9 protein-coding genes are annotated in these 14,118 nt (G+C 26.3%); 4 read left to right on the top strand and 5 right to left on the bottom strand.

What is annotated here, in order from left to right:
• Window positions 1-124 precede the first annotated feature (124 nt).
• From amrS to cwlD, 3 genes are read right to left on the bottom strand one after another with little or no spacing between them, the layout of a single operon-like run.
• Window positions 125-1,120, bottom strand: a complete 996-nt coding sequence (gene amrS, locus C4R78_RS03430) for an AmmeMemoRadiSam system radical SAM enzyme (protein WP_242971188.1) — start codon at window positions 1,118-1,120, stop codon at window positions 125-127.
• Window positions 1,117-2,511 (bottom strand): AmmeMemoRadiSam system protein A, encoded by a 1,395-nt coding sequence (amrA, locus tag C4R78_RS03425; RefSeq protein WP_103895704.1) that lies wholly within the window; start codon window positions 2,509-2,511, stop codon window positions 1,117-1,119. Before amrA ends, amrS begins: the two co-directional genes overlap by 4 nt.
• 45 nt (window positions 2,512-2,556) lie before the next feature.
• Window positions 2,557-3,240, bottom strand: a complete 684-nt coding sequence (gene cwlD / locus C4R78_RS03420) for an N-acetylmuramoyl-L-alanine amidase CwlD (protein ID WP_103895703.1) — start codon at window positions 3,238-3,240, stop codon at window positions 2,557-2,559.
• 134 nt (window positions 3,241-3,374) lie between these two features.
• Here cwlD and C4R78_RS03415 point away from each other — a divergent pair, with 134 nt between their 5' ends.
• The gene (locus tag C4R78_RS03415; protein ID WP_103895702.1) at window positions 3,375-4,694 is read left to right on the top strand and encodes a YjiH family protein; all 1,320 of its coding nucleotides are present in this window, start codon (window positions 3,375-3,377) and stop codon (window positions 4,692-4,694) included.
• Window positions 4,695-4,698: 4 nt separating this feature from the next.
• Here C4R78_RS03415 and C4R78_RS03410 read toward each other — a convergent pair whose 3' ends face one another.
• Both C4R78_RS03410 and C4R78_RS03405 read right to left on the bottom strand, forming a co-directional pair.
• Complete coding sequence (locus tag C4R78_RS03410; RefSeq protein WP_103895701.1) at window positions 4,699-6,252, bottom strand: Na/Pi cotransporter family protein; 1,554 nt, start codon at window positions 6,250-6,252, stop codon at window positions 4,699-4,701.
• Between the two features lie 2 nt (window positions 6,253-6,254).
• Window positions 6,255-6,476, bottom strand: coding sequence for a hypothetical protein (locus C4R78_RS03405; RefSeq protein ID WP_103895700.1), 222 nt, complete (start codon window positions 6,474-6,476; stop codon window positions 6,255-6,257).
• A 145-nt stretch (window positions 6,477-6,621) separates the two neighbouring features.
• On the opposite strand from C4R78_RS03405, the gene C4R78_RS03400 reads away from it, so the two are divergent.
• From C4R78_RS03400 to C4R78_RS03390, 3 genes are read left to right on the top strand one after another with little or no spacing between them, the layout of a single operon-like run.
• Complete coding sequence (locus C4R78_RS03400) at window positions 6,622-11,721, top strand: diguanylate cyclase (protein WP_103895699.1); 5,100 nt, start codon at window positions 6,622-6,624, stop codon at window positions 11,719-11,721.
• A 15-nt stretch (window positions 11,722-11,736) separates the two neighbouring features.
• The gene (locus C4R78_RS03395) at window positions 11,737-12,465 is read left to right on the top strand and encodes an ABC transporter ATP-binding protein (protein ID WP_103895698.1); all 729 of its coding nucleotides are present in this window, start codon (window positions 11,737-11,739) and stop codon (window positions 12,463-12,465) included.
• Window positions 12,458-14,110, top strand: coding sequence for a hypothetical protein (locus tag C4R78_RS03390; protein WP_103895697.1), 1,653 nt, complete (start codon window positions 12,458-12,460; stop codon window positions 14,108-14,110). Before C4R78_RS03395 ends, C4R78_RS03390 begins: the two co-directional genes overlap by 8 nt.
• Window positions 14,111-14,118 lie beyond the last annotated feature (8 nt).

Here is a 14,118-nt window from a genome sequence, read left to right as displayed (position 1 = left end):
TTAAATTAATCTCAATTACATAAAAACTCCTTGGAAATTAGCAAGGGCGGGCATCTGAATAATTTGCCCACCCCAACTATTGACATAGAACCGATAATACAAAACCCTCCAATTTGGAGGGTTTTTACTTTGTTAAAAACCTCTTTAACTCATAACCACAAAAGGGACATTTGTTTGAAGTTAAAAAGCTTTTTACATTAAATCCCATTCTTTCGATGAGCTTGCCTTTACAATTTGGACAGTATGTATTGTTATCTAGTGCTACTGTATTTCCAATATAAACATAATTTAGGTGTTGTTTTGCTATATTTTTTAATTCAATTAGTGTATTTATTGGAGTAGGTTCTTTTTCTAATTTAAATGCGGGGAAATATCTTGTAAGATGAAGGGGAATATTTTTATCAATTTTAGAAAGCCATAGGGCTAAATCATTTATTTCATCTTTTGAATCATTTAGGTTAGGAATGATAAGAGTAGTTATTTCAACATGGATAAATTTGCACATAAACTTTATGGTTTCTAAAACTTTTTGCAAATTTCCATGGCAGATTTCTTTATAAAATTTATTATTAAAGGCTTTAAGGTCTATATTCACAGCTTTTATTTTTTTTATTATTTTTTCTAAAGGTTCTATGTTTATAAATCCATTAGTTACTAATACTATGTCTAAATCCTCGTTTATATGTTCTACAACATCATATATATATTCATAAAATATAGAGGGTTCATTATAGGTAAATGCTATTCCTATATTTCCCATACTTTTATATTTTAAAGCTAATTCAATAAGCTCCGATGGCATCACATAAGAGCCATTTAAATAAAATTGTGATATTGAATAATTTTGACAAAAGTGGCAGTTAAAGTTACACCCAAAAGAACCTACCGATAAAATGTAACTTCCGGGTTTATAATGATAAAGGGGCTTTTTTTCTATAGGGTCAAGATTTATTGCTGATATTTTTCCATAATTTAATGAATAAAGTTTGTTATTAATAACTTTTCTACTTCTGCAAAATCCTATTTGCTCCTCCGATAGAAGGCAGTTGTGAGGACATAATTTGCATACTATCTTATCATTGTCTTTTGTATAGAACATAGCTTCTTTCACTTTAATCACCTGTGGCGAATAACTTCAAAACGTTCTATGCTGTAGTTTTCTTCAGGAGATATATTTGCCTTTTTTAAGGCAATTTCAAGTTGTTTTTCAACGGTGTCAATTCCATCTAAGTTAGGAAGTAAAACGCCAGTTCTTATTCCTTTTCTAACTATTATTCCATATTTTTTAGGATCTAAATCATTAATTTTTGCAGGTTCAGGAGGCATAAGAACATCTACTGAGAATTCAAGTTCATCAAGTTCATCTTCCTCTACAGGGAAAAATCTTGGATCATTAGTTCCTGATTCAACGGCATTTCTTATTATTTCTTCTGCTACTGAGTTTGTGGTAGGAAATATAGTTCCTATACAGCCTCTTAATTCTCCATGTTTATATATTGATACAAAAACGCCTCTTTTTTGGTTTAACATTTCATCTGTTACATAATTAGGAATTTTTAGGTACTTGTTATTTTTAATGTAATATTCAAGGCTTTCCCTTGCAAGTTTTACATAAGGGTCTTCTTTCATTCGTATACTAGTTATTTTTTCTTTTATAGCATGTTTTATAACTTCAAGTTTATTTTCACATTTAGATATAACATCAAACTTAATGTTGGCATATCCTATTCCAAAGGGGGCTTCGTAGGATAAAATATTACCTTGGAAATTAAAATTGTTTAAAGAACCAAGCAGTATATAAATAGATCTTAAGCCACATTCTGAAGCTTTTTTTATTAATTTGTTATCCATAGTAAAGATACTTTTAACATCTCCATTTTTTAAACAATCCAAAAGCAAGGTATCAAATACTTCTCCATTTTTATCGTATCCATAGGGGCTATTTTTAAGCTTATGGGATAGGTCACCGCTTGCTATAATGGCTATATTTTCCCCTACATTTTGACAGGTTTTTTCTATAAGAATTCCAAATTCATATAGTTTTATAGGGCTAATCATTCCATAGGTAATATGCACTAATGAAAATTCATTATATTCTTTGGCTATAAAGTATAAAGGAACAATGGCTCCATGGTCAAGGATAAATGGTATATTATATTCTTTATATGAATTTTCGGTAATTATTGCTAAAGGAATATTTGATTTATCTGCTAAGTCTATTATAGACTGTGTCAAATCTTTGTTTATTTTAAATTCAAAGTTTAAAGAAGGGGCATTAAAGTTTTTTAAATTTCCTTTTATAAAGTTACTATATGAAATTGCAACAGCATCGCTAAAAACAGGACCATGGGGAGTAATTATTATAATTGTTTTAGTTTTTTTAAAAGCAATGTCTTTAGCAATTTTTTCACATGCTTTTATGGTGTTTTCAGCTAATTTTTCTTCGCCTTTACCTATTTCTGGAATTATTATAGGAGGATGAGGCATAAGATAAAAACTATTAAGTGGCATAAAGGACACCTCTTTTGTGTGTTATTATTTTTATTTTATCACAAATTATTTATTTTCTAAATAGTCTAGTATTCCACAGTAAATTGCCCATGCTATTTTATTTTGATAATCTTCTTGATTTAAAAGATATTCCTCTTCAGGATTAGATAAAAATCCACATTCTACTAAAACAGAAGGAATTTGGTTGTCTTTTAAAATATAATAAGTGTTATTTGGTTTTGCAACTCTGTTATTATTTCTATCTAAAATTTTTATAAGTTGATTTTGAATAGCTTTTGCTAATTTTTCGCTTTCTAAATCATTGCTTGGATAAAAAGTTTGTGCACCATAATATTTAGAATCAGGAAAATAATTTAAATGTATGCTTATAAATAAATCAGCTTTATTTTCTTTTATTATTTGTTTTCTATTTTTCAAATCTTCTGCCTTTTTTCCTTTTTTAGTTTCGTAAGAATATAGTCCTTCATCAACTTCTCTTATCATAATGCAGGTATCGCCGTGATTTTCTATATATGCTTTAAGTTTTTTTGCAATTTCAAGATTTATGTTTTTTTCTATTGTTCCGTTTTTACCAATTGCTCCTCCATCAATTCCCCCATGTCCTGCGTCTACTATTATTACTACGTCCCTTGTAAGGTTTAAGACTTCTTTATTAAATTTTACTTGAATATAAATAATTAAAAAGAATGATAATATCATTATAAAAAGGGATGATATAGCTTTTTTCACAGTCTCACCTGCCTAAAACAAAATCAATAATATATTATGTATTTTATTATCCTAATATTCTTTTTAAAGCGTTAGACGAATTTTAGACGATATTTTTATTAAAATTAAAATAATAAAAAAGGGGGAGGGGTATTATGCAAAGCAATTTAAATTTAATTTTACAAAAAAAGTGTTATTCAGCATTAAAATTCTTGCTTTTTAGTTTTATAGGAATTTTTATGTTTTTTGTTAATGTTACTATTAACAAGACCTCTACTATACCTTTAGACCATATAGTTACATTTATTAGAAATAATTTTCCAAAGGCAGCAGCTTTATATGCACTTATTGTTTTATTCCTTGGAGCAGTTATACCATTTTATAAAAAAACATGGAACAAAGATAATATAACCTTAGTTTTTTCAATGCTTAAAGTTTTAGGATTTGTTGTTGGGATTATGATATATTTTAATGTTGGACCGAAGTGGCTTTTTGAAGCAGATATGGGACCTTTCTTATATAATAAACTTGTAATTCCTGTTGGAATAATTGTTCCTATTGGATCTGTATTTTTATCTTTTTTGGTTGGATATGGGCTTTTAGAATTTGTAGGAGTTATAATGAGGCCAATAATGAGGCCTATTTGGAAAACACCGGGAAGGTCTGCTGTTGATGCAATTGCATCCTTTGTTGGAAGTTATTCTATAGCGCTTCTTATCACTAATAAAGTTTTTAAAGAAGGGAAATATACCATAAAGGAAGCAGCTATTATAGCTACGGGTTTTTCTACTGTATCAACAACCTTTATGGTAATAGTTGCTAAAACATTAGGGCTTATGGATTATTGGGGAAAATTCTTTTGGATTACGTTAGTAGTTACATTTTTAGTTACAGCTGTTACTGCAAGAATTTATCCTTTAAAAAATAAAGATGATAAATATGTCAATGGATGTGGCGATCCAGAACCGGAATATAAAAAAGAATTATTTAAAAATGCATGGCAAGAGGCGATTAAAGCAGTGGAAAATGCACCAGGAATTTTTGAAAATATATGTGTAAATTTAAAAGATGGATTAAAAATGGCTCTTAACATTTTGCCTACGATATTATCGGTAGGGCTTATAGGTTTAGTTTTAGCAAAGTATACTCAAGTGTTTGATGTTTTAGGTTATATTTTTTATCCTTTTACTTATATACTTAAAATTCCAGAGCCATTGCTTGCTGCAAAAGCCTGCAGCGTTGAAATAGCTGAAATGTTCTTACCAGCACTGTTAGCAGCTAAAGCACCGCTTATAACAAGATTTATAATTGGTGTTGTTTCAATTTCTGCTATATTATTTTTCTCAGCATCTATTCCTTGTATTTTATCAACAGAAATACCTCTTACTATTTTTGAAATCCTTGTTATTTGGTTTGAAAGAACTGTTCTAACATTAATATTTACAACTCCAATTGCATATATAATTTTTAAATAGGCTGTCATTTTGACAGCCTATTGTTTATTTCTATTATAAGTTGTGCAATATTATTTGCATGATCTCCTATTCTTTCAAGATTGCTTATAATGTCTAAAAAAACAGCACCGCTTTTTGGAAAGCATATTTCTGAATTTAATCTATCTATATGATCAGATCTTAAATGTTTATCTAATTTATCTATTTTACCTTCAAGTTCTATTGTTTTTAAAGCAATATAAGAATCCATGTTTTCAAGGGATTTTAAGGAATATTCTACAGCTTCTAACACGTTTTGATACATAAACTTAATTTGAACTATTGCTTCATGAGAAAAAGATAAGGAGTTTGAATATTTATGTTCTGCAAGTTCGCAAAGGTTTTTAGCGTGGTCTCCTATTCTTTCAATATCGTTTATAATGTGGTATAGAGCAGATATAGTTTTTGATTGATGTTCATTTATTTGCATATTAGATAGTTTTACTAGATATTCCGTTATTTCACGTTCTAAAAAATTTATTAGTTCCTCTCTATCTAATATATTTTTAAATATTTTATAATCAAAGTTTAAGATTAAATCTAAACTTTTTTCTACGCTTTTGTAGGCATGTTTTCCCATTCTTAATATTTCTTTTATTGTTTGCATTATTGCAATGTATGGATTTTGTAAATGTGAATTGTCTAGATATAAAAGTTTCATATGATTATCTTCATTAGTTTTATTTAAAGGTAAAAGTTTTGATGGATTCAAAAGGAACGTTATAAAAATAAATAGAACTATAAATATTGTTGTAAAAATAAAATACGTGTTTTGAAAGTTAGTATTTAATGAAAGATTCTTGTTTAAAATTAAGAAAATAGGGATTGCTAAGAGATTGTATAATGAAAAAATAAACAGAGTTTTTTTGCTTAATTCATTAGTATTTCTAATATAAGAATTAATTGATAATGATGCATTAGTAAAGATTAAAATCAAAACAGCAAGGGTAATAGTTATTTTATTATGTGACAATAAAGCTATTATAACTGGGTATATAAAAGTATTGTTTTGAAATATAAAAGTAGAAATTACGCTTAATGTTACTAAGATTTTTGAAGGAATTAAAAAATTTTGAGATAGTTTATATATAATGTATATGATAAAAACTATTATTCCATAATAAATTGTTATTTCTCCAATATCTTTATATTTTTTAGTTTTTAATGCAAAAAACATAAAGGTTCCTAAAATAGTTAGATAAATTGAAATTAAAAAAGCATATTTAAATGTAAGTATATATGTTATAAATGTAGTTCCAAAGATTGAGCCTATAAGTATAAATAGTGCACTAGTAGGGGGTAAAGAATTAGCATTTAAAAGTCCAGATACTATATTAAAAGTATAATTAAGACCAAGGGTTATTACTGAATAAATTGTTCCAAATGAAAAACAAATCAATTTATTAGTTTTTAATTTTTTAGTTAAATCAGTTAATAAATTTCCGATTACTTTTTCAACGGTTGAGTTTAAACAATACAAAAAGTAAGATAATAAACATAAAATGGAAACTATAATTGATATATAAAATTCTTCTTCCATTTTTATCCCTCTCTATCTTTTTTCATGCAGAAGGGGCATTCATAATAAAATGGATGATCCATAAGTAGAGCAGCCTCATTTAAGGAACTGTACATGTCTAAATCATCTTCGTGGATTGAATCTATTTGACATTCAGGTTTTTCATTTAGAAGATCATGAAGGGTTTTATTTTTGATATCATATAAATATCTTTTTCCAAAATAAGGATAGTTAAATCTTCTCATAACCCACCTCGTAACTAGTATTTTTTTTAACATTATATCATAAAAGTTTTCTTAAAAAAATATTAATTTTAAATGGTGACTTTTTACAAAAATTTTGTTATATAATATTATTTGAAATTGGAATTTTTTACAGTGGGTGGGGGAAATGAAGGTTATAAATGAGCGTTATAGAGTTTTAAAAAAGATTTTTCAAAATCAATATTTATCATGTTATAGAGTTTTTGATTTAAATAAATCAAGTTTTTTGAACTTAAACATAATTAATTTTGAAAGTTTAGATCCTTCGTTTTTTGATTATTTATTAAAAGAATTTATTATGCTAACTTCATTAAATCATAACAGATTGTTAAAGCTTTATAGTTTTGACATTATAAAAGATAAAAATTTAACTTTTAATAATAGATATTTTTATACTTCAGAGTTCGTAGAGAATCCTTTACCAATTAATACTTTAGAGACTATGCCTTTAAAGGATAGAGTTGAAATATTTCTTAAAGTTGCAAAGGCTTTAAATTACTTATATTTAAAAGGATATAATTATGATATAGACATTAATAATATAATTTTAGTTAAAGAAAACGATAGCATTGAAGTAAAGTTAAAGGATATTGTAACAGCAAAAGTTAATTCCTTTGAAAATAAAAAACTTAAAAAATTGTTTATGCCACCAGAGGTCTATGATGGTAAATCGGAGGGTATAAAATCCTACATATATTCCCTTGGAGTTTTGCTTTTAGTATTTTTGAATGGAATATCCAAATTTAATGAAGTAAATGACGCTTTATATTCTTTAAAGCAATGGGATGATTTAAAGTATATTGTATCTAAAATGATAGATAAAAACTTAAATAACAGATATGATAGCATTGCTGAGGTAATAAATGATTTAAATAAAATTTTTAATTTTAATTATAAACCCTTTGAAATTGAAGAGCTTGAAAAAATAAATTACAATATAAAGCTTTGTGGAAGGGATAAGGAAATTGAAAAAGTATTTGAAGCTTATTATAAAGGGAAAGAATGTGTCTTTGTTTGTGGTGATTCAGGAATTGGGAAAACTAGATTTTTGAAGGAAATAGAGTTTTTATTTAAAATGAAGGGAATAAGTTGTTTTAGCTTTTTTGAATATGCTCGTGGCAGCGTTGCAATTGAATTAGTTAAAAGCATGTTTAATGAAAGGGAATATAATGATGATTTATCCTTTATATTATCTGAGATAAAAAATGGCCTTTTAGATAACAGCATATATGATGAAAAGGTAAGATTAAAGATTATAAATATATTAAATAAGGCCTTAAAAGAAAAATACAATAATAGAGTTGTTATAATAATAGATGATTTTAATTTAATAGATAAAGCAACTTATTTAATTGCAAAGGAATTAATAAATTATGATTTTAGAAGGCAAATAATGTTTGTTTTAGCTTTACGGGATGTTCATTTTAATGATGAGGTTTCTATCCTTATAAATAATATAAAACAAAAGGTTGATTTTTTAGAAATAAGCTTAAAGGGTTTAACGTTAGAGCATACAGGCGAAATGATAAAACTTTTGTTGTCAATGCCATATGTTCCTAAATTGTTTGCAAAAAGGATTTATGAAATAACTTATGGAAATCCATTTTTTATATCTGAAATAATAAAGGATTTATATGTAAAAAAGTATTTATACATAGATAAAAGCTGTGGAATTTGGAGCAGCGATTACGATTGCGATTATGATAATATGCCAATTCCTGATACTGTTGAAAGTGCTATAATTGAACAGATAAAATATCTTCCTGAAGATTTTTTAGAAGTTTTAGAGGTTATATCTATATTTTATTATGGAGCTTCAATTAGTATAATTAAACAATTATTGCAAAAAGAATTAGATTCTATAGAAAATATATTAAAAATATTACAAGAAAAAAGAATAATTGTTTTAAAAATTGGCGATGAGGGTTTTGTTTATGATTTTTATAATCCTTTTCTTAAGCAGTTAATTTATGATAACATGGAACAAGAAAAGAGAAAAAATCTTCATATCTATGCAGGCATATACTTAGAAGAAAATTCAAGCGGTTTACAAGAAGAGATAATATATCAATTTACAAAGGCAAAGGATTATAAAAAGGTTGTTAGATATTGTATAGAAAGCGCTGAAATTATGAAAAAGTATAATAACTTTTCTGATGCTTTGGAATATTACCAAAGAGCTTTAACTTATTGTGATGAAGTTGAAGGTAAAAAGGATAAATTGGATATTTTTATGAATTTAAGTCTTATAAATTTTCGCTTAGGAAAGGTTAATACAGCTTGTCATTTTTTAAAACAAGCTAAAAATTTAGCTTTAGAAATTAATGATTATTATAAAGCTGTAGATGCTTTAAATAAATTGTTTGAAATTTATGTAAAGCAGAACCAATTATATAATATAAATGAAATTATTTACGAGATTGAAACTTTACTTAAGAAGGTTGAATATTTAAGAGGATATTTGAATTTTAAATATAATTTTGCCCAATTTTTAAAACAACAAAATAAACTAGAGCTTGCTAAAGATATATGTACCCATAGTTTAGCTCTTTGTTTAGATGATATGCCTGAAGTTAAAGGAAAGTTTATAAAACTTATTGGGGATATTTATTATATTTCTTCAAACCCTGATGAAGCTGTAAAGCATTATAAAAAAGCATTATATTATTTTGAATTAGCAAATAGCAAAGAAGATATGATGATGCTTTTAAACAAAGTAGGAATTATATATTCAGATTTTTATCAAGATTATAATAATGCCCTTTTATATTTAATAAGTATGGAAAGCATATCAGAAAGAAAGAATTTTATTGATCTTAAGGCTTTAGCTTTTATGAATATAGGATATGTAAGTTATTTTAAGTTTGATAACGATGCAGCAATAAATTATTTTACTAAAGCTTTAGATATAGTTGAAAAATCAGAACTTGAATTTTTAGAATTTCCTTTATATTGTAATTTAATTGGAATTTATTTAAGGCTAGGAGATTTTAAAAAGTCCTACGAATTTTACTTAAAGGCAAGGGACAGAATAGAAAATTCTACTTTTTATGAAAAAAACCATGAAGGGTTGTTTTACTATTTTAGTTCTAAATTGTTTTATAGATTAGGAGATTATAAAAGAGCAAGGGAATATTTACAAAAGGCAATTATTACTTGGAAGGAAGATAATATAAAGTTAAAGTGGGATTCTTTAGTTTTATTAAATATGCTTGATGTTTTAGAAAATACAGAAGGTATAAACAAAAATATAGGACAGATATTAAAGTTATCCGAAAGGTTTACAAATGATTTTGAAAAAGCTTATATTTATTGCTGGTTATCCTTTAAGCTTTATGAAATTAATAAAGTAAAAAAAGCAAAGGACATTTATAAAAAAATATTTGATTTAGAGGTTGAAAAATTTCCTGAATATATAAGAGTTATGGTGGAGTTTTTACACGTATTGTTTTATGAAAAGAGTATAGAAAAACTTGAAGGAATACTAGAAAAATTAAAAAAGCATAGATTGTTTGAGTTTGTTGTTAAATGTAATTTAGCTTTAGGAGATTATTATCAAAGAAAGAAAAAATTTTATTCCTCTTTAAACTTTTATATTCAAGCAGTAGCAACACAAATACATATGTTTAAAGGTTTGCCTTATGAATATAATGTTCCTATAAACTCAATAACAAAAATTAAAGGGTTTCGTTTAGAAGATTTAGGTTTTATTGATCAAATGTTAAATGATGAAATAATAAACATTGCAAGAAAAGAATTGAGAAACGAAATAAAAATAAATATATATAGTTTAGAGGAGCTTTTAAAAAAGCTTACATTGGATCCTATTGTTAATCTTAATATTATCTTAAAATATATGGCGTATATTGCTTTAGCTACAAACTATTTGATTATAACTGATTCAAAGCAACCAGAAATTTTAATTAAAAAGGATGAGGTTGATATAAAACAATACGAAGGAATTATAAAGGAAGCTAAAGAATTAGAACGAACTATAATAGTTAAAGATTTTAAACCTTTTGAAGAAATAAAAAATATTATTTGTATTCCTTTGATAAAAAGCAAAGTAAAGAGTGTAACTAGAATTACTACCTATGATATAAAAAAGATATATGGGTATATAATTTTAGAAAGCAATAAGCTTATTAACAATTTTAATAAGAAAGCCCTTGAACAAATAGAGCCTTTGACTAATTTGGTTATAACTTATATGGAAAACATAAATGTAGTAAAATCATCTGTTTTTGATAAATTAACCTCTGCATATACAAGAAAGATTTTAGATGATATTTTAGATGAGCACATTGAAAATGCAGAAGCAAGCAAAGGATACTTTTCAATTGCTATGATGGACCTTGATAATTTTAAAGGTATAAATGATACATATGGTCATCTTGTTGGAGATAGAATACTAAAGGAGTTTAGCCAGATTGTTATTAATAATATAAGAAAAGATGATATGATCTTTAGATATGGAGGAGAAGAATTCTTAGTATTATTTCCCCATACTAAAAAGGAAGATGCTTTAGCAGTTGCAGAAAGAATAAAGGAAAATGTAAAAAATTCCTTAAAAATAGATGATAAACCTGTTACCGTAAGCATAGGGATTGCATCCTTCCCTGAGGATGCAGAATGGAAGGAGGAGCTTTTAGAAAAAGCAGATAAGGCTTTATATGTAGCAAAGGAAAAGGGGAAAAACAGGTGTGAGGTTTGGAGTCAAGATTTTGAATATAAAGATAGAGCGACTGATAAATTAAATATGGTTTTATCTTTGGGGGAAATGAAAGATACGTCTAAAATTTTAGCTTTAATAGAAATTAGCGAATTTATAAAGGAAAACCTATCTTATGAAGAAATAATATATAAGTTTTTAGAAAAAATAATAAGTTTAACAAAGAGTAGATATGCAGGGGTATTGCTTTTAGATAAAGATAAGGTAGTTAAGCAATATTGGAGAAGATATGAACATAGTGGGTGGATAGACTTTAATAATGTAAATAAAAAGTTAGTAGAAAAGGTTATAAAAGAAAATAAGGGAATTTATCTTATTGATTGGGATGAAGTTTTTGAAGAAGATTTTTATTCTGTTATGATTGCTCCACTAATAAAAAAGAAGGATTTAATTGGCCTGATTTATATTGTAGCCTTTTCAAATGAAAGGGAGTATAAATTTGACGATTTAAATTATTTAAGCATACTGGCTAATTTGTTGAGCATGTTAATTTAAAAAAGAGGTGAATTTATGATTGAAATTAAAAACGTATCAAAAACTTATTCAAAGGGGAGAATAAAGGCTGTTAAAAATATTTTTTTGAACGTTGAAAAAGGGGAGATCTTTGGTTTTTTAGGTCCTAATGGTGCAGGAAAGACTACTACTATAAAAATGATAGCAGGCATTTTAAAGCCAGATGAAGGTCAAATAAAGGTAAATGGAATTGATGTTGTAAAGGATCCTATAAAGGCAAAAATGCAAATAGGGTATGTTCCTGATAATCCTGAGATTTTTAATAGGCTTACAGGGATTGAATATTTAAATTTTATAGCTGATGTCTATGAGGTTGAAGATGAAAAAAGATACAAAAAAATAAACGAGCTTGCAGAAATGTTTGGTATAAAAGATGCTTTAAATTCGAGTATAGGTAGTTTTTCACATGGTATGAAACAAAAGCTGATTATAATAGGTTCTCTAATACATGATCCTCCAATTTGGATATTAGATGAACCTTTAGTGGGGCTAGATCCTAAATCGGCTTTTATTTTAAAGGAAATAATAAAAAAACATGCTAAAGAGGGAAATACTGTGTTTTTTTCAACCCACATAATGGAGATTGCAGAAAAACTATGTGATAGAATTGGAATAATAAAAAAGGGAGAGATAATTTTTACAGGAAGCATAGAAGAGCTAAGAAGTTTAAGAAAAGAGAATGAAAGTCTCGAAAATTTATTTTTGGAGCTGGTGGAAAATGAATAAAGCTTTTTCTTTGATTAAGTTATATATAAATTCTGTATTTGGTTTAAGTGCTATTTTAAGGGATATGAAAAACAATAAAAGACAAGCCCTAAAAGCTATAGGTTTTATAATTTTGATTTTGTTTTCTTTTTCAGGTGTTTTAGCTATGTTTACGCTATTTAATATAAAGATGTTTGATATGCTAAAGCCTACGAGTCAGCAGGGGATTGTTGTATTAAATACTGTTATAATGGCTTCTGCTTTTACATTTTTTGTAGGTATTTTAACTGTTGTTGCAACGTACTTTTTGAATCAAGAGGGAGATATAATATTATCCCTGCCCTTAAAGTCTTGGAATCTTCTTTTGGCAAAGTTTATAGTAAGCTATATTTCTGAATTGATATTTTCATTTTTTATTATGGCTACTGGGATTTTAGTCTATGGCATAAAAAATGGTGAAGGGTTTTTATATTACATTTTTTCTATAATAATAACTTTTTTAATTCCAATTCTTCCTCTTTCATTGGGATATTTTTTAATAATTCCTATGATGAAGTTTGGAAGGATTTTTAAAAATAAAGATTTTGTAATGTATTTTTCAGGATTTTTTGCAATATTGATTGGTATAATCTTTCAATATTTTTCAAATTTGATGGCAAAACCTGATGTAGAAATTATGAAAAAAATTACATCATCAACAGGATTTTTTGATTTAGCAGCTAAAATATATTATCCGGCTATTCTATCTACAAAGGCTTTAGTTGAAAAAGGATTTTTTATAAAGATTTTTTGTCTTATAACCTTTATTATTATAACTTTAGGTTGTTTTGTTTTACTTTTATATTTAATGTCAGATATGTATTATGAAACTTTAATTGAAAATGTAGGGGAGAGAAAAAGATTTTTAAAAGTAGATTTAAAAAATGTAATAAAAAGAAAAAATGTTTTGTTATCTCTATTATCAAGGGAAATGAAACTTATGAATAGAGAACCAGTTTATTTTATAAATGGTCCTATGATAATAATTTTATTGCCTGTAATTTTAGCAATATCCTTTTATTTTCAAAAAGATACTCTTATGACGCAGTTTAAATTAATTAATTTAAAAGCATTTTCATATTACTTGAATTTAATATCAATAGCAGGCATAATATTTTTGGGAGCTTCAACAAGCATTGCATCCACTTGTATATCAAGGGAAGGGAAAAGTTTTGAGTTTATAAAATCTTTGCCAATAAATCCCAAGTTATATGTTTTGGCAAAACTGCTTCACAGTTTAATTTTTGCTGTATTAGCTTCAATAATTATATTAGCTTTTGATATTTTTATTTTTAAATTAAGCTTACTTGATTTATTGCTGATTTTTTTAGTATCTATTTTAATTTTAGCAGTGATATTTATTTTAGAAATATTAATTGAATTAAAATGGCCTAAATTAATATGGGACAACCCGCAAAAAGCTATAAAGCAAAATATTAATGCTGTAGTTGGAATTTTAGGAACAATGGGATTTATATTTTTGTTAGGTTCTTTAGTTGTAAATTTTAATATAAGAAGTTATAAGATGCATTTTATATTGATTTTAATCTTTTTAAGTTTATTAGTTGTTTTGTATAAAAAAATAATCTTATATGCAACAAAAAGGTTTTATGATATAGAAATATAATGAAAGAA

This window comes from Caloramator fervidus, from assembly GCF_900108045.1.
Taxonomy (GTDB): Bacteria; Bacillota; Clostridia; order Clostridiales; family Caloramatoraceae; genus Caloramator; species Caloramator fervidus.
Note: the sequence above shows the minus strand (reverse complement) of the source record. Positions and strands in the feature narration are given on the sequence as shown.